This is a genomic window from Pseudoalteromonas galatheae (assembly GCF_005886105.2).
In the GTDB taxonomy this organism is placed as follows: Bacteria; Pseudomonadota; Gammaproteobacteria; order Enterobacterales; family Alteromonadaceae; genus Pseudoalteromonas; species Pseudoalteromonas galatheae.
Map to the genome: position 1 here is coordinate 20184 of NZ_PNCO02000001.1, position 18265 is coordinate 38448.

Annotated in this window: 15 protein-coding genes; 10 read left to right on the plus strand and 5 right to left on the minus strand. The window is 44.2% G+C overall.

Annotated features, from left to right (window positions below; genetic code table 11):
• Positions 1-4: 4 nt before the first annotated feature.
• The 3 genes from hslV to priA all read right to left on the minus strand — a co-directional run bounded on the left by hslV (position 5) and on the right by priA (position 3309).
• Entirely contained in the window at positions 5-523 is a 519-nt protein-coding gene (gene hslV / locus CWC29_RS00090; RefSeq protein WP_010368932.1) for an ATP-dependent protease subunit HslV, read from the minus strand.
• Positions 524-593: 70 nt separating this feature from the next.
• Entirely contained in the window at positions 594-1124 is a 531-nt protein-coding gene (locus CWC29_RS00095) for an SPOR domain-containing protein (protein WP_138522710.1), read from the minus strand.
• 13 nt (positions 1125-1137) lie between these two features.
• Positions 1138-3309 (minus strand): primosomal protein N', encoded by a 2172-nt coding sequence (priA, locus tag CWC29_RS00100; protein WP_138522712.1) that lies wholly within the window; start codon positions 3307-3309, stop codon positions 1138-1140.
• A 214-nt stretch (positions 3310-3523) separates the two neighbouring features.
• Here priA and rpmE point away from each other — a divergent pair, with 214 nt between their 5' ends.
• A complete protein-coding gene (gene rpmE / locus CWC29_RS00105; protein WP_010607053.1) occupies positions 3524-3739 on the plus strand; it encodes a 50S ribosomal protein L31 in 216 nt (71 codons plus the stop codon).
• 771 nt (positions 3740-4510) lie between these two features.
• A complete protein-coding gene (locus CWC29_RS00110; protein WP_128728888.1) occupies positions 4511-5752 on the plus strand; it encodes a malic enzyme-like NAD(P)-binding protein in 1242 nt (413 codons plus the stop codon).
• An 80-nt stretch (positions 5753-5832) separates the two neighbouring features.
• On the opposite strand, the gene metJ is transcribed toward CWC29_RS00110, so the two are convergent.
• Positions 5833-6153 (minus strand): met regulon transcriptional regulator MetJ, encoded by a 321-nt coding sequence (gene metJ, locus CWC29_RS00115; protein ID WP_010368921.1) that lies wholly within the window; start codon positions 6151-6153, stop codon positions 5833-5835.
• 344 nt (positions 6154-6497) lie between these two features.
• Here metJ and metB point away from each other — a divergent pair, with 344 nt between their 5' ends.
• Together metB and metL are read left to right on the plus strand one after the other, a co-directional pair.
• Complete coding sequence (metB, locus tag CWC29_RS00120) at positions 6498-7718, plus strand: cystathionine gamma-synthase (RefSeq protein WP_138522714.1); 1221 nt, start codon at positions 6498-6500, stop codon at positions 7716-7718.
• A gap of 4 nt (positions 7719-7722) precedes the next feature.
• On the plus strand, positions 7723-10071 hold the full coding sequence (metL, locus tag CWC29_RS00125) for a bifunctional aspartate kinase/homoserine dehydrogenase II (protein WP_138522716.1): 2349 nt from the start codon (positions 7723-7725) through the stop codon (positions 10069-10071).
• A 75-nt stretch (positions 10072-10146) separates the two neighbouring features.
• On the opposite strand, the gene CWC29_RS00130 is transcribed toward metL, so the two are convergent.
• A complete protein-coding gene (locus CWC29_RS00130; RefSeq protein ID WP_138522718.1) occupies positions 10147-12603 on the minus strand; it encodes a penicillin-binding protein 1A in 2457 nt (818 codons plus the stop codon).
• A 129-nt stretch (positions 12604-12732) separates the two neighbouring features.
• Between CWC29_RS00130 and CWC29_RS00135 the strand changes: the two genes are divergently transcribed.
• The 6 genes from CWC29_RS00135 (at position 12733) to aroK (ending at position 18258) form a co-directional block, all read left to right on the plus strand.
• Positions 12733-13812 (plus strand): pilus assembly protein PilM, encoded by a 1080-nt coding sequence (locus tag CWC29_RS00135; protein ID WP_128728884.1) that lies wholly within the window; start codon positions 12733-12735, stop codon positions 13810-13812.
• Positions 13800-14372, plus strand: a complete 573-nt coding sequence (locus CWC29_RS00140) for a PilN domain-containing protein (protein ID WP_128728883.1) — start codon at positions 13800-13802, stop codon at positions 14370-14372. Before CWC29_RS00135 ends, CWC29_RS00140 begins: the two co-directional genes overlap by 13 nt.
• Positions 14373-14388: 16 nt before the next feature.
• Positions 14389-14994, plus strand: coding sequence for a type IV pilus inner membrane component PilO (locus CWC29_RS00145; RefSeq protein ID WP_128728882.1), 606 nt, complete (start codon positions 14389-14391; stop codon positions 14992-14994).
• The gene (locus tag CWC29_RS00150) at positions 14991-15533 is read left to right on the plus strand and encodes a pilus assembly protein PilP (RefSeq protein WP_138522720.1); all 543 of its coding nucleotides are present in this window, start codon (positions 14991-14993) and stop codon (positions 15531-15533) included. The genes CWC29_RS00145 and CWC29_RS00150 overlap by 4 nt, the downstream gene beginning before the upstream one ends.
• The gene (locus tag CWC29_RS00155; RefSeq protein WP_138522722.1) at positions 15523-17589 is read left to right on the plus strand and encodes a type IV pilus secretin PilQ; all 2067 of its coding nucleotides are present in this window, start codon (positions 15523-15525) and stop codon (positions 17587-17589) included. The genes CWC29_RS00150 and CWC29_RS00155 overlap by 11 nt, the downstream gene beginning before the upstream one ends.
• Before the next feature lie 150 nt (positions 17590-17739).
• A complete protein-coding gene (gene aroK / locus CWC29_RS00160) occupies positions 17740-18258 on the plus strand; it encodes a shikimate kinase AroK (RefSeq protein WP_010607062.1) in 519 nt (172 codons plus the stop codon).
• The last annotated feature ends 7 nt before the right edge of the window (positions 18259-18265 follow it).

The window sequence follows — 18265 nt, forward strand, 5'->3', positions numbered from 1 at the left end:
CCTATTACAATTCTTCGATAGTTTGGAAATTATTGGTAAATACGCAGATATCGCCAGCGATCTTCAGGCTCTTTTCCACGATTTCTTTCGCACTTAAGTCGGTATTTTCAAGTAGTGCGGTTGCAGCTGCCTGTGCGAAGTTACCACCACTGCCGATAGCAATAAGGTCATGCTCTGGCTGCACCACATCGCCGTTACCTGTGATGATAAGTGAGGCGGTTTCATCGGCTACCGCAAGTAGGGCTTCAAGCCTTCTTAATGCTCTGTCGGTACGCCAGTCTTTTGCCATTTCTACGGCTGCTTTAGTGAGATGGCCTTGGTGCATCTCAAGCTTTGCTTCAAAGCGTTCAAATAATGTAAATGCATCAGCTGTACCGCCAGCAAAACCTGCCAGTACTTTACCATTGTATAGACGACGTACTTTACGTGCGTTGCCTTTCATAACTGTGTTACCAAGCGAAACTTGGCCATCACCGCCGATAACCACTTTGTCATCGCGACGAACACTAACGATGGTAGTCATAGTAATCCTTATTTGGGCCTGTGCCCGTGTAGCTCTAGATTAGTAGGAAATATGGGTAGACTTATAAAAATCAAGTCCAGCCCCAAATCCCGCAGCCAAATATCCCAACACGCTGCAACTTGTTTTTATCGCTCTCGGCTAAACGTTTGGTATCGTAGGGACCAAGACGGACACGATACCAGACACCGTTACTCCCTTCGGTACGGCGGATCTCCGCGATTAATCCAGCAAACGCAACTTTGGCTTTCATAGCTTCGGCTTGGCTATGGGTTCTAAATGAACCACACTGCATTTGATAGGGACCTTTGCTCTCGATCTCTTTAACTTCGACCTTGATTTCATGATTTTTAATTTCTTCAATAAACTCAGGTGGGCGAGGCTTTGGTTTAATAACCTTTTGCTCGGCAACTGGGTGCGGATTTTTGGCTTGCTCTACTTCTTTAGGATCGGCATTGGTTTTTATAAACCAAAGACCGTAGGCAAACCCACCGATCAGTAGAAATGCAAAAATAGCAGCAATAACAGGAAATTTCGCCGACTTTTCTGCCTTGTCTTTCCCCTTGCCTTTAGGTTTCTTATTGATGTAATCGTGCTGTGCCATAGGTTATTTGATTTTAATAGCTATCCATTGGATCAACATCTATGCTCCAGCGTACTCGATTGGCAGACTCATGCGTAGCGATATAGCGCGCGAGTTGCGAAAGGTAGTCCCGCAGCACAGTGCGTTGTTGTGCGTGTATATGTAATTGATATCTGAACTTTCCAGCTATTCGTTCAAGTGGTGCTGGAATTGGACCCAGCAATTGTATACCAGGATAGGGGGTAGCTGGAACCAAATCCGACAAAAAGCGCAATACTGTATTTATATTTGTTGCTTCGGCGCGGATGATAGCTAAGTGTGCGAAGGGGGGAAGCATAGCTTCTTCACGCTCTTGTAAGGCATATCGCGCGAAGTCGCCATAACCATTATTGATTAAATCTTGCAATAATGGATGTTCTGGAAAATGCGTTTGCAATAACACGGTTCCCGCTTCACCGGCGCGTCCGGCTCTTCCAGCAACTTGCGTAATAAGCTGCGCCATTTGCTCGGTTGCTCTAAAGTCGCAAGAGTAAAGTCCTGAGTCCACATCTAAGATAATAACAAGACTGACATCGGCAAAGTGGTGGCCCTTGGCAAGCATTTGAGTGCCGACCAGAATTCGCGCGCCACCTTGATTAATTTCTTCAAGGGCGCTTTCAAGGCTGCCCTTACGGCGCGTAGAATCTCGGTCAATGCGAGTAACGGGAATATCATCGAAGCGTTCGCTTAAAAAGCCTTCGAGTTGTTCTGTACCAAGCCCTGTGGGCATGATTTGGGTGCTGCCGCAATCTGGACACTGTCGCGGTACAAAGTCCTGCTCACCACAATGATGGCATACCAAGCGGTTCATGTTTTTATGGTATGTGGCGCTGGTTGAGCAATGTTTACAGGTATTAAGCCATCCGCATTCGTGACACATCAATGTGGGTGCAAACCCCCGACGATTTAGAAACACCATAACCTGCTTACCGCGAGCGAGTGTTTTTTCCATCCAATGTAAACTCATTGGTGAAAACCCGCCTTGTTCTGGCTGACCTTTCATGTCTACAAGGTGAAATTGGTTATCGTGCTGGGTCTGCGCTCGTTTACTCAATGTGACGAGTTGATATTTGTTGGTAATGGCTTTGTGTAATGTTTCTAATGCCGGTGTTGCTGTTCCCAAAAGCAAGGGGCAGTGTGCCTGATGCGCTCGAAATGCAGCGAGATCTCTGGCGTGATAGCGCAGGCCTTCTTGCTGTTTGAACGAGTTGTCGTGCTCTTCGTCAACGATGATCATGCCGAGATTTTGAAATGGCAAAAAAATGGCCGAGCGAGTACCGATGACCAAAGCGCTCAGACCCTTTTCGGCGCGACGCCAAGTATGTAGGCGTTCGTTATCGGTTAGGTTTGAATGCCATAAATCAATGGGCAGGTTATTAAAGCGTTTTTTGAAGCGGTTGACCGTTTGTGGTGTGAGCCCAATTTCAGGCACCAAGATCAGTGCTTGTTTACCCGCTTTTATTATGTTTTCAAGGCTCTGTAAGTAGACTTCGGTTTTACCACTTCCTGTTACACCTTCGATTAAAAAGGTACGGTAACCGACTTGTGCATTAACGGCGCTACAAATAGTCGCTTGCTGGTCGTTTAGGCGTGGCTTTTCGCCTAGCTGTAATTCGTTTTGCGACCAATCACTATCATGCTCAATAGATTGTGAGATAAGCGCTTTTTCTTCCAATGCTTTAATTGTTTGGCTAGCAAATCCGAGCGCTTTGAGTTCACTTAACTTTATTGCACCACCTTCATATAATTGAGAAAGCAGTGCTTGTTGCTTTTTGGCTCGCAGTGTTGGTAGTTTCTGCCCTTTTTCCGTTAATCTGACGATAGGGATCTGAGTTTTGTCTGGGCTTCCACCATCTCTGAGTACTGCCGGTAGTGCTGTGAATAAGGTATCGCCAATTGGATGACAGTAATACTGGGAGACAAAGTGTAAAAAGCTAAGTTGTGCTTGATTAAAGACAGGGTGCTCGTCCAACACCTCAATAATTTGCTTGAGTTTTTCTTTTGGTACATCAGTGTCGTCTTTTTTTACAAGCGCAATTGCAGTGCAGCGACGGTTGGCGAAATTGACGGTGACTCTCATTCCTGCTTCAACTTGCATGGTTGGTGCTAGCAAATAGTCGAATGTTCGGTGCAGTGGCAGCTTTAAAGCTACTTCAAGAATGAGCATGTATTACAATTCCATAAAGTGAGCGCAGTGACGAAGTATATACCTAAGGTGGTACGAATTGAAAACGTACTCAGAGGCGGTGATAAAAAACTCTGAAATATTGCTTGTAGATTGTTCAGTTAGGCACTAAAATACGCGTCCACATTTTTGTATAACTACGTATGGTGCCAGACTTCGGGTTTGGAGAGCGATACGGCCTTAACTAGAGGTTGCTATGAAAGAAGGTATTCACCCTAATTACGAGACGATCACTGCATCGTGCTCTTGCGGTAACAAGTTCGAAACTCGTTCAACGCTATGTAAAGATATTCACCTAGACGTATGTTCTGCATGTCACCCGTTCTACACTGGTAAGCAGAAGATCCTTGACACAGGTGGCCGAGTAGATCGCTTTAACAAGCGTTTCGGTGCACTTAGCAGCAAGAAGTAATCTTGTTGGTCTAGTCGAAAGAAGCACCTTAGGGTGCTTTTTTTGTGCCTGTTTGAAAATACTTTCCCGATTTATACATCCTATTCTGCGTCAACAGACAGATTGTCAGTCTTCCCGTCTCATTGTGCCTTTTATTCTTCTAAAATAAAAAACTTGCCAGTTTGGCAGCAAAACTTTACTGATCTCTTGAGTAGAGTAAAAACTCTATTTAGTAGATAAATACTGAACATTTACGAACTTAAGTTGTGAAAATAATCAAAGCTCATATAGTAAATAGTATCAGGTATGAGCACCCCATATAAAATAAAGTCACTATATTGCGATTAAAAGTAGGTATCTTGACGTTAAAATTAATTAAGTTGTTATTTTCTTATAGTTTTTATAATTGGTGTACATTTGTGCTAATTTTCTACATTTCGAGTTCGTTTTAGGGTTTTATTTTTTAAGTTTTAGCCATTTTATTTGTGAAATATTTCTTAAAATTGAGCTTATCTTCTCGGAAAAGTATAGAAAATACCGTGCTAGTGGATAGACCTGATTTTACTTGAATAATGAGCAAAACTCGGTATTGTGTGAATACGGTCGATTAACTATATGTCCTATTGACATACCACGACAGCAAAGCACATAGGCTTGTTGAGTGGTTGAATGTCGTCGCTCATATAGTTAATCGCACTGTGTGTTGCTCTAACCTGCCTGATAGGTTGCCAACATTCAGAATGCGAACGTTTACCACACTCTCACATTAACTTCGTAGGAAAATATCGCGCCATGACAGATTTTCGTCAACAAGCTCTAGATTATCACGAGAAGCCCGTTCCAGGTAAAATCAGTGTTGAACTTACTAAACCTGCCGAGACCGTAAAAGACTTAGCACTTGCATACAGCCCTGGTGTTGCAGAGCCAGTACGTGAAATCGCGGCTGATCCGGCGAATGCATACCGTTACACGGGTAAAGGAAATATGGTTGCGGTGATCAGTAATGGTACGGCGATTCTTGGCTTGGGTAACTTAGGTCCTTTGGCGTCAAAGCCTGTCATGGAAGGTAAGGCGCTATTATTTAAGCGTTTTGCGGGCCTTGATTCAATCGATATTGAAGTTAAGCACAATACCACCGAAGACTTCATCAATACGGTGGCAAATATCGCAGACACGTTTGGCGGTATTAACCTTGAAGATATTAAAGCGCCAGAGTGCTTTGAGATTGAGCGCGCGCTAATCGAGCGTTGTGACGTTCCTGTATTCCATGATGATCAGCACGGGACTGCAATTGTAACCGCTGCGGGTATGCTGAATGCGTTGGAAATCCAAGGTAAAGATATTCACGATGCGATTATTGTGTGTCTTGGCGCGGGTGCAGCCGCTATTGCTTGTATGGAATTATTGATCAAGTGCGGCGCTCAACGTGAGCACATCTATATGCTGGACAGAAAAGGCGTGATCCATACTCGCCGTGATGACCTAAATGAATACAAAGAGTTGTTTGCAAACAACACGGATAAGCGTACCTTACAAGACGTGATTGCAGATGCGGACGTATTTGTTGGTGTTTCTGGCCCAGATTTACTTTCTGCTGAAGATCTAAAGTTAATGGCTGACAAGCCTGTGGTATTTGCTTGTTCTAACCCAGATCCAGAGATCAGCCCTGAAGTTGCACACGGTGCACGTAATGATTTGATCATGGCGACTGGTCGCTCGGACTATCCAAACCAAGTAAATAACGTGCTGTGTTTCCCGTTTATCTTCCGTGGTGCGCTTGATGTACGTGCAACTGCTATCAATGACGAGATGAAGATTGCAGCGGTTGAAGCAATTAGAACGATTGCTAAAGAGCCTGTGCCTGCTGAAGTGTTAAAAGCGGCTGACGTGGATAGCCTTGAGTTTGGTTCTGAGTATATTATTCCAAAACCAATGGACCCGCGTTTGTTACCTCGTATTGCAAAAGCGGTAGCGGCAGCTGCAATTGAATCAGGCGTAGCACAAATCGACATGCCAGCTGGATATATGGAATAATACCAATGGTATTATCCAAATGAAAAAAGCCTCGGTCGAGGCTTTTTTTGTGTCTGTATCCCAGCGCGAGAGAGTTTTTATCACTCTTCGTTTATTTCTGGGATCTCCAAGCCACGTTCTTCCATTATTTGTCTTACCTCTAACGGAATACGCTCTGGATTATCTTTTCTCAAGTCTTCATCGCTCGGCAGTGGCTGACCTGTGAAGGCATGTAGAAACGCCTCACATAAAAGCTCACTGTTCGTGGCATGACGTAAGTTATTCACTTGGCGACGTGTACGCTCATCAGTTAGCACTTTGAGTACATTCAGAGGTATGCTCACCGTGATCTTTTTTACTTGCTCTGCTTTCTTACCGTGTTCTGCATATGGGTGAATATACTCACCGTTCCATTTTGCCATAATTGTGTACTTGCCTCAGTTACATCAATGCCAATATGACTGGGTTCTGGTCTACATTATTCACCAACCGCATGAATATAGGAATAACCTTACAAACGAAAGATAAATCCCAAACTCAAATAGATGAATAAACTAATCCGCCATAGCGAGATAGAAGAATCTCTGCCATAGTTTTCAATAACTCAGTCGTATTAGCAACGCCTAGAGTGGCGAAATTTTATCGGTTTAAAAAAGATAGTCAAATACTAGTTATTTAGCCATTTAGCGGTATAAATGTTTTGACTTCTAGTTTCTGTTGCTCTAACCTTTTAGACGTCTAAACATCCAACTATCTAGGTGACCTTATGAGTCAAGTTAACAAATCGACGGTTGCAGTGCGTCACGGTATAGAAGCTGATAAAGCACATGGGGCAGTAGTGCCACCGCTTTACCTTTCTACCACCTATTCTTTTGCCGATTTTGATACCAAACGCGACTACGATTATGGCCGCAGTGGTAACTTTAATCGTGATGTGCTGGCACAGGCACTTACCGAACTTGAAGGCGGTGCTCGTGGCATTATTACCGCGACTGGCATGGCTGCCGTTCACCTAGTAACGCAACTGCTTAACCATGACGATACGCTGGTTATTCCACATGACTGTTATGGTGGTAGCTATCGCTTGTTTACATCGCTTGCAAAGCGTGGATTGCTCAAATTAGCCGTCTTGGATCTTACGCAATCAGAAAGTCTTGCACAGCTGCAGCAGATCAAACCTAAATTAGTTTGGATTGAAACACCAAGTAACCCAATATTAAGGCTCACGGATATAGAAGCTGTCGTAAACGCAGCGCGTTCCGTAGGGGCTTTGGTTGCCGCTGACAACACCTTCTTGTCTCCTGCACTACAAAACCCTATTGCTTTTGGCGTGGATGTTGTCGTGCATTCAACCACTAAATATATCAATGGTCATTCTGATGTCGTGGGGGGCGCGGTGATCGCGCGTACACAGGAGTTGGGTGATGAGTTAGCTTGGTGGGCGAATAATATCGGTATTACCGGCGCGCCTTTTGATAGTTACCTTACCCTACGTGGACTGCGCACTTTAAACGTGCGTTTACGCCAGCATCAAGAAAATGCTCAGCTTATTGCGGAGTATTTAGAAAAGTCGCCGTATGTTAGCCAAGTTTATTACCCTGGCCTTGAGTCGCATCCTCAACACGAACTTGCGAAAAAACAACAGCTCGGCTTTGGTGGCATGGTGAGCTTTGATATCAAAGGCGATCTGCAAACATCAGCGAAGTTTTTAACGTCTCTAACGCACTTTTCATTGGCAGAATCTTTAGGTGGGGTTGAGAGTCTTATTTGCCATCCAGCGACGATGACACACGCAGGTATGGATCCGCAAGCACGTTTAGAAGCGGGAGTGGGAGACACGTTAATTCGTATTTCTGTGGGCATTGAAGATGCACAGGATCTCATTGCAGATCTGGAATCAGGATTTGCATGTATTGATGAAAGTCAGGCGAGTGATGATGCTAAGTCATTCAAATTAACGCCTGCGCATACAGTAGCGTTGTGGTGAGTAAATGGCAAAAGTAGTACATAAGTTTGGTGGTTCGAGTTTAAGCTCGCCAGAGCGTTATCAGGCGGTTGCCAAGATAGTGTTAGAGCAATGTCAGCTAGGTGACAGTGTTGTGGTTTCTGCTGCAGGAAAAACAACGAATACCCTAGTGAAATTATGGCAAAGCTTTGAGCAGCAAGATGTTCGTGCATTCAACGATGTTTTATTACAAGTTGAAAATCATCAACGTGAATTAATTGATGCCTTGTTTGTAGGTGAACAACACAGTGTGTTACTCAAACAGCTTGTCAATGAGCTGCAAGCAATCGCTTTAGGGCGAGAAGAACAACAGCTTCACTACGCCAGCTTGCTTGCACATGGAGAGCTATGGTCGGCTCGTATATTAGCAAACTACCTAAGCTCTCAAGGTGTTGAAGCCAAAGCTATCGACGCTCGTACGTTATTTGTACAACAAGAGGGAGTGTTACTCCACGCCCACAACAAAGAAGCGTGCTATCGCGCTATTGATGACCAAGCTATCTATATCGTTACCGGCTTTATTGCCGTAAATGCACAAGGTGAAACGGTGACTTTAGGCCGAAATGGCAGTGACTATAGCGCGACTTTGTTGGCAAGTTACCTTGATGCCGCTCAAGTATCAATTTGGACGGATACAACTGGTGTGTTCAGCACAGATCCACGTAAAGTCGCTAATGCCATAAAATACACTAAAGTATGTCGTGGCCAAGCTGAATTACTCGCTCGATTAGGCAATCCGGTACTGCATGCAAAAACGCTGTCTCCACTCAAAGATACCGATATAAAACTACAAGTTCGCAGCAGCTTTGATGCTGATGCGCTTGGCACTGAGATAGTAAAGGCAGGCTATAGCAAAGAGAAGCGCTTTATTACCACTTTTGGACAACTTGACCTGTTACGCGTTGAGCAGCTAAAAAGTGGTGAAGTAAAACAGCTAAGCCAGCTTATCCAGCATAGCATTCATCATTTTGTTAAAGGTGGAGAGGCACACTTACTGGTGCCATCTGAGTTTAGCCATGTTGTGATCAAAGCGCTGGATTCGCGGGCCAATATTATTGAATCACAAGTACAAGGCTTTGCTATTGTTGCCCCAAGTCAGGATGTCGCTGGCTTACATCAGCAGGCACTGGAGCTATTGGATGAACATGCAATTGTCACCCGCTTTGTACTGCAAGAGCGTCATTACAGCTTAGTGTTAACCGATCAAGCAATTGATAGCGATCTACTTGCTATATTGCACGAGCGTTTGGTGAATAAAGGCCGGGAGCTTGCAGTGATTGTGGCGGGTGTTGGCAATGTGGGTGAAGTGTTTATCGAACAATGCAAAAACCAAGTCGCTAAGCTGAGTGAGCACTTTGATCTTAAGTTGGTTGGCCTACTGCGTTCTAAGCAAATGTTGTTCTGTCCAAGCGGGTTGAATTTAGCATCGTGGCAACAGCAGTGGCAAAATGAGGCTATTGAATACAATGAAGCAGAGCTATTCACTCGTATTAAAGAGCTAGATTACGAGCATAAAGTGGTGGTCGATATTACTGCGAGCGAGCGCTTCAGCGAGTTGTATCCACAGCTTGTTGAACATGACTGCCATTTGATCAGCGCCAATAAATATGCCGGCACGGCACAACAAGGTTGGTACTCAAAGCTGCGTCAGCAGTTACAAGAGCGTAACCTGTTATGGCGTTACAACACCAGTGTTGGCGCAGGTCTTCCCATTAACTTTGCATTGGCTGATCTGCAAAATAGTGGTGATGAAGTAGTGAGAATTGAAGGCGTCTTTTCCGGCACTTTATCATGGCTTTGTAGTCGCTATGATGGTTCTGAAGCATTTTCTGAGCTAGTGCTTGGAGCGCAAGAACTTGGTTTTACCGAGCCCGATCCGCGAGAAGACTTATCTGGCCGTGATATGCAGCGTAAGCTTTTGATCTTAGCACGAGAGTTAGGTATTGAACTCGAGCTTGACGATATTGAACTAGAGGCGTTAATGCCTGCGTCCTTGAGTGTGGGTTCATGGCAAACGTTTTTAGAAAATCGCCAGCAACTCGATGACTTTTATGCGACACACTATGCAAAGGCCACTGCGAATGACGCTGCGCTTCGATATACAGGTGCGCTTGAAATTGCAAGCAATGGCAAAGTGTCTGCAAAAGTAGGCATTGCACAGGTACCAAACGGCTCGGCAATCGCGAACTTAACACCGGGTGATAATATTTTTGTGATCCACACTAAATGGTATGAACAAAATCCACTGGTGATCCAAGGCCCAGGAGCAGGTAAAGAAGTGACAGCGGCGGGAATACATTCCGATTTATTCTGGCTAACGCAAAATCTAAAATAGCTCTATTAAGAAAATAAATATAATACAACTGGTATAAGAAAAAAATGCCGATACATCTGTATCGGCATTTCTATTTTAGAATAACTCTTCGTGAGTCGGTAGCGGCGCGGTATCGTCAAACGGTGTGCTGCTATCCGTATCTAATACGTATTTGGTCGGGGCTGTACCTTGCTCGAAATACTCAAACCGAGATGTGTAGTCGTTCTTACGAGACAAAAGTCCTGTCTTTAAGTCAATCCGAGTTGAAATAAGCCCTGGAGGCGGCTCTATCGGGGCCAAAGGCTGATCTTTAAGTGCCTCACGCATAAAGTCTATCCAAGCAGGTTGTGCTGAAATTGCCCCGGCTTCTGCGCCAACAAGTTGATTATCACCAAGGTTAGCGTTGTAGGCCGCACGACCCAAGGATTTACTCGCATCGTCAAAGCCAACCCAAACTGTGGTGAGGACGTTGCGGTTAAAGCCCGTAAACCAAGTATCTACAGAGTCGTTGGTGGTACCCGTTTTTCCAGCAAGGTCACGACGTTTTAACCATTGACCACGCCAGCCTGTGCCGCTCCAGCCCGTGTCGTGTTTCCAGCTACCGCCACCCCAGATAGCACTGTGAAGTGCATCGGCAATCAGAAATGCGTTTTGCTCCGAAATCACTTGCGGTGCACAGCGCTCAGGTTGTTCTTCCAGCTGCTGCTCGTCGCAGACTAATAACGGCTCTGCCGAACCCAGCTCGGTACCAAATGAGTCGGTAATTCTATCGATAAAGTACGGCTCAATGAGGTGACCGCCATTGGCAAAAGTGGCCATGCCGCGTGCCATTTCAAGAGGAGTTAATGCGGCACTACCGAGTGCTAATGATTCACTACGGTTAATATCTGCGTCTTGGAAACCAAATTTAAGCAAATGATCAGCGGCCTTATTTATGCCAACGCCTTTGATCAAACGAACCGATACCACGTTTTTCGATTGTGCGAGCGCTCGGCGAATACGGATTGGGCCGTTATACACTTCAGGGCTATTCTTCGGACGCCAAGCCACGCCAACGCTTCTGTCCCAATGATTAATCGGGGCATCATTAAGAATGGTGGCTAGGGTATAGCCATTTTCTAATGCGGATGAATAAATAAAGGGTTTGATGTTTGAACCCACCTGACGCTTAGCTTGGGTAGCACGATTGTATTGACTAAGCTCAAAACTGTAGCCACCCACAATCGCCTTTACACGCCCATCCTGCGGGTCAAGTGAGACGAGGGCACTGGATGCCTGCGGCAACTGACTTAACATCCAACCGTCGTCTTGTTTACGGACAAACACTTGCATACCTGGCGCGAGGATATCTGCGGTTGTTTTTGGTGGTAAGCTTTGACGCGTCTCACTGATGTATTGTCTGGCCCAACTTAAGCCTGACCATTCCAATGTAATTTGTTCACCGGTTTTTAAAAGTAGGTCAGCGGTTTTTTCTGTAATGCTTAGCACGACAGCGGCTTTTAACGGTCCAATTTCATTGACCTTTTTAAGGCGAGTAATAATGCCTTCATGGCTTAGCGGCGATTCCGTTTCAGCATGCCAATAGGTTTCTTCTGCGCCTCTAAAGCCGTGACGCATATCGTAGGCATGTAAATTATCAACTAATGCATGCTGAGCAGCCTGTTGCATGTCAGATTCCACACTAGTGTAAACTTTCATGCCTGAGTTATAAGCTTTATCAGTACCGTAGCGTTCGACCATATAGGCACGAACCATTTCGGAAATATAAGGTGCATACAGCTCGATTTCGGCACCATGGAATTTAGCTGTGATGGGAGCTTGAGTTGCCTCATCATATTCTGCGCGGGTAATATACTTTTCTGCAAGCATTCGTCCGAGCACAACATTACGGCGCAGCTGTGCGCGCTCAGGATTACGAATTGGGTTCAGCGCAGAGGGCGCTTTTGGCAGACCTGCAATCATTGCCATTTCTGCTAAAGTTAATTCTGACAGTGAGCGACCGTAGTAGACTTGTGCTGCGGCACCGATACCAAAGGCGCGATTACCCAGTTCAATTTTGTTTAAGTAAAGTTCAAAGATTTCATCTTTCGTTAATAGCTGCTCTATGTGCAGTGCAATAAAGATTTCTTTTACTTTACGAATATAGGCTTTCTCTCTTGTTAAGAAAAAGTTTCTGGCAAGTTGCATGGTGAGCGTACTCGCTCCCTGCTTTTTTTGCCCTGTAGTGATGAGCACTAAAGCGGAGCGGACGATACCTATCGGGTCTACACCGAAATGATCATAAAAACGGTTATCTTCTGTTGCTAAGAATGCCTTTCGCATGGGAAGTGGAACATCCTGCAAACGTACAGGGATCCTGCGCTTTTCACCAAACTGGTTGATGAGTTTCCCGTCTCGTGTAAAGACTTGCATGGGTGTTTGTAGCTGAACATCTTTCAAAACCTCTACACTTGGTATGTCAGATTTGACATAATAATAAAGACTGATAAGTGTCAACACGCCTAAGAGGGTACAAACAAAAACGAATTGTAAAAATCTTTTCAATAATTTCACGGAATTATCCCTAGTTAGACTCCCAATTACAGGTAGACACTGCTAGTATATCTTGATTAAAAAACGATTAATATTTTTGTGTGCTAAATTTTTATGGTACACAGTCTTAAAAGGAAACGGGCGCTTCACATGCTGAGCCAACTACTAAAAAAACAAGCACCTCTGATGATAGGGATCGATATCGGTTCTCATTGTGTCAAAGCGGTGCTGCTGTCGAAGACAAGTTCCAGCTACCGTGTAGAAGCCGTTGCGATTGAGCCTATTCCGAAAGGAGCTGTAAATGAAAGGGCCATTCAAGACATTGAAGCGATCGGCAACGCGATAACTAAAATGAAGCGGCGCATTCCAAAGCTCACGCAATATGCAGCAGTTGCCGTATCCGGTCAGACCGTGATTACAAAAGTGATCTTTATGGATGTGTCATTAACTGATGCTGAACTCGAGTCTCAGATAGCTATTGAAGCAGATAGCCTGATCCCTTACCCATTAGATGAAGTTAGCCTAGATTTTGAAAAAATTGGAGTAAATGAAGCTGATCCATCAAAAATGAATGTACTGCTCTCAGCGGCTCGCACCGAGAGTGTGCAGGCTCGAGTAGGTGCATTGGAAGAAGCTGGCTTCAAAGCGAAAGTTGTCGATGTAGAGAACTATGCACTGAGTAGAGCCATGGACGTTATTTATCCTGAGCTACCCAACGATGCCTTCGATAAAATCGTAGCAATGATAGATATTGGTGCAGTGCTTACGCTGATAAGCGTTATTCAATCTGGGAAAGCGATTTACACCCGTGATCAAGTCTTTGGTGGTGAGCAATATACCAATAGTATCGTTGCTTATTACAACAAAACTTACGACGAAGCGGAACTGGCTAAAACGACGGGTGATTTGCCGCCAAACTATACCTTTGAAGTCTTGGCTCCTTTCCAAACTTCTATGCTGCAGCAAATTCGCCGAGCGGTGCAAATGTTTATGACGACCAGTGGTAAAGATCATATTGACTACATTGTGTTGACGGGTGGAACAGCTTTAGTTGATGGCTTAGATAAACTGCTCATTGATGAGCTTGGGATCCATACAATAGTGGCCGATCCGTTTGCTGACATGGAGATTGCACCAAAGGTGGATAGGCATGTGCTGCAAAAACATAAAGCGCAGTTCGCCTTAGCTACAGGCTTGGCATTAAGGAGCTTCTCATCATGCCACATATAAATTTGCTTCCTTGGCGCGAGCAGCAAAGGCAAGCGTCGCAACAAATCTTTTTGACTATCATTGCGGTTATCATCGCGGCCTGCCTATTGATAATGTATATACTTGGTAGTTTTTATGACGGCTTAAAAACCGGACAAGAAATTAAAAATCGCTATCTCGAAAGTGAGATCTCTCAACTAGATTCCCGGATAATCGCGATTAACGACCTTAATAAGCAAAAAGAAAATTTACAACGTCGGATCCGGCTCATAGAAGAATTACAACTAAATCGTAGCCTCGGTACACAAATTATCGATGAAATAGCGCGAGTGGTTCCGGCTGGAGTTTACCTCACTAGTCTTGAACGAAAAGACAATATGATCAAAGTCATTGGCCGAAGTGAATCAAACAACCGCTTATCGCAGATGTTACGACAAGTTGAATCTTCTTACTTATTAGAGCGACCAGTGATCCAAGGCATAGTTGCCGGTGAGCAAAGCTCAAAATTACTGAGTGATTTTACGATGCATTTTTATGTTAAGTCTCATGAAGACATCCACTTAGCCGATAAAGCGAAATAGGGCGGAGGCATAGTGCATGAATTTTGACTTAAACAGTTTAAAAGAAATAGATTGGAATGAGCTGGAACTTGACAACATCGGCCAATGGCCATTTCCAGTAAAAGTTTTATGTTCCGTTCTCGTTGTTTTGTTGATGATGATACTGGGTTATAACCTGATGGTTTCAAGTTCCATTGAGCGCTACGATCAAGCGGTTAAAAAAGAGCAGGAATTAAGAACGAGTTACCGAATCAAGTATTCAAGAGCAAACAATCTTGAGCTATACAAACAGCAAATGATTAATATGGAAGCGCAATTCACTGAGCTATTGAGACGATTACCAAGCTCCAATGAAACGCCTGGTCTACTTGATGATTTGACGTACGTTGGTACTTCAAGTGGATTAACCTTCCTAAAAATTGGCTGGATGCCAGAGGTGCGAAAAGAGTTTTATACCGAATTGCCGATTAAATTAGAGGTAATTGGCAAATATCATGAATTTGGTCAGTTTGTAAGTAAAGTATCTGAGTTACCTCGAATAGTCAGCCTACATGATTTTAGAATCGAAAATGCAGGAAACGGTGAGCTGGTATTTAGTGTTGTGGCAAAAACTTATCGCTATGAGCAAGGAGGTCAGAAATGATCCGACTAATGCTCTGCGTGACCACATTGATGTTCATCTCAGGTTGTAATGATAGCACGGCAGAACAAAAAGAATTTATTGATCAGGTAAAGGCGAGCTCAACGCCTAAAATCGAGCCTATCCCTGAGATGCAAAATTATGAGCCGTTTAAATATAGCGCTTCGGAGTTACGTAGTCCTTTCGTTGCGCCGCAGCCTGAAGTGATTGAAAATAAATTAGTTCAAATTAAAAACTGCTTACACCCAGATCCAGACAGAGATCGTTACCCATTAGAGAAGTTTCCGTTGGATAACCTACGTATGAAAGGCATTATTGCCAAGTCGGACGGCCGTTGGGCACTAATCGAAGCGGCGACGCAGGGACTATATCGTGTAAAACGTGGCGAATATATGGGCTTGTATCACGGCAAAGTTCTGAGTGTACAAGCTGATCATTTAGAATTATTAGAATTGATCCCAGATGGAACGGGATGTTGGAAAGAAAGGCTAACAAAATTGGAAATGTTAGAAGCGGAACAAGGTGGCACGAGTGAATACTAATAATAACGTTCTAAAATCAACCATTAAAAGCACTCGAACAATTTGGCGTTCCGTGCTCGGTGTTGCTTTAGTTGGCCTCTCGTCAATTGCGCATGCCATTCCTATGTTGTATGACATTCGCTATAACCCAGTGCCGACAGGGGAGACTCAGTTGCAGCTGGTGTTTGATGAAAAACTCAATACAGAGCCGAAAGTTCGTGTGGTTGGCGAAAGTGCCAGTATTGAATTGTTTTTCCAGCAGGCCGAATTTGAAGAAAGCTTAAAAGCATTGAGCATTAACAAAGCGGGTATTCAAGGCATTACCAGTGAACTCAGAGATGGTGGCTTTGCCGTTTCCATAAATATGGATGAGCTCAAGCTATATAAAACTGAGGTTAAGAATAACCTTGTGATAGTGGATGTGTCTAACAAGCCGATTGTCTCTGAACAAGATCAAAGTCAAAAAGTCACAGCATTTATCAATCAAATCCAAGCCATTGATTTTCGTCGCGGAGAGAGGGGCGAGGCTAAGGTCCTTGCATTCCTAGAGCACAACCAAGCGGCTATCGATGTTCAAGAACGCGGTGGCAAAATCATTGCAGATTTCCACCATATTGATATTGCAGAAGACCTGCTATACGAACTTGATGTGTTAGACTTTGGTACTGTGGTATCTCGTATTGAGACCTTTAAAGAAGAAAATAAAAGCCGCATCGTGATTGAGCCAAATGCGGCGTTCAAGTTTACCTATCAGCAGCTTGATAACATCTTTACGCTGGCTATCGAAAAGGATGAAGGCAATAAAACCTTTGGCGATAAAAAGGAGTATAAAGGCCAGCCAATCACGTTGAACTTTCAAGATATTCCAATTCGTTCCGTATTACAGATCATCGCCGATACAAACAACTTTAACCTAGTAACGAGTGACACGGTGTCTGGCAATATTACTCTGCGTTTAGACGGTGTACCTTGGGATCAGGCTCTTGATGTTGTTTTACGTGTGAAAGGCCTAGATAAGCGTATGGACGGTTCTATTTTGATGGTTGCACCATCAGAAGAACTGGCAGCGCGAGAAGCCAAAGAGTTACAAGCGCGCCAGCAAGTGGAAGAGCTGGAGCCATTATATAGCGAGTATATTCAACTTAATTACGCAAAAGCGGAAGAGTTTGCTGACTTACTCAAAACCGATATTAATTCTATTATTAGCCATCGCGGTAGTGTTTCCGTTGATAAACGTACCAATACATTACTAATTAAAGACACCTCGCGCAGTATTGAAAGTGTGCGCCGGATGGTTGAAACCTTAGATGTGCCAGTAAAACAGGTGCGTATTGAGTCGCGCATGGTTACTGTGGATGATACCGTGCAAGAAGACTTAGGTGTCCGCTGGGGCTTTAACGACCAGCAAGGTAGTGATGCTATATCTGGTACGCTGGAAGGCGCAGATGCTTTGTCCAATGGCAATATCCCGTCTTTGGAAAACCGCTTAAACGTTAATCTAGGCGTGAAAGGGGTTCCTGCTGGTAGTATTGGTATGCACATTGCCAAATTGGCGGATGGTACGTTGATCGATCTTGAGCTGTCAGCACTGGAGCAAGAGAACAAGGGTGAGATAATCGCGACGCCAAGCATTACTACGGCTAACCAGAAAAAAGCGCGTATAGAGCAAGGTACAGAGATTCCATACGTAGAAGCTTCGTCGAGTGGTGCCACGACAGTAAGCTTCAAAAAAGCGGTGTTAAGTTTGGAGGTGACGCCGCAAATCACGCCTGATAATAAAATAATTCTCGACTTAGTGATTACACAAGACACTAAAGGTGATACCGTGCAAACGCCGAATGGCCCGGCGACGGCGATCAACACCCAACAGATCCAAACACAAGTACTGGTCGAAAATGGTCAAACTATCGTACTGGGTGGTATCTATCAGCAAGAAGTGAAAACAGCAGTAAGTAAGATCCCAATTTTGGGCGATATCCCATATTTAGGTCTATTGTTTAAGAACTCTCGTGATATTAACGAAAAGCGAGAATTGCTGATATTTGTGACCCCCAAGATCATTCAAGACAGTTTATAGGCCCGTTGACAGTAAAAGTATTACGCTTTTTGCGTGGTTTGACTTGAAATTGTTCACGGATTACTGAGATAATCCCCTCCTTAATTTTGGGGCCAGGTCGTTAGGCGGGGTTTTATTTCAAATTTTAGAGTTCGTTTGTACTAAAAAGATATGGCTGAGAAACGTAATATATTTCTAGTAGGCCCGATGGGGGCTGGTAAAAGCACGATTGGTCGTCACATTGCAGATCAATTACACCTTGAATTTTTCGATTCGGATCAAGAAATTGAACGCCGTACTGGTGCTGATATTTCTTGGGTATTCGATATCGAAGGTGAGGAGGGGTTCCGCAAGCGTGAAGAAAGTGTCATCTCTGACCTAACAGAAATGCAAGGCATTGTGTTAGCGACGGGTGGTGGCTCTGTGATCAGCAAAGAAGTGCGCAACAAGTTGTCTGCGCGTGGTATTGTTGTTTACCTAGAAACGCCAATCGAAAAACAGGTAGCTCGTACTCAGCGTGATAAGCGTCGTCCATTACTACAAACCAGTGAAGACTCACGTGACGTACTGGAGCGCTTAGCCGATGAGCGTGAACCACTATATAGAGAAGTGGCAGATCACGTTGTTCGAACGGATGAGCAAAGCGCTAAAGTAGTTGCAAACCAAATTATTGAAAAATTAGATTTCTAATAACAAC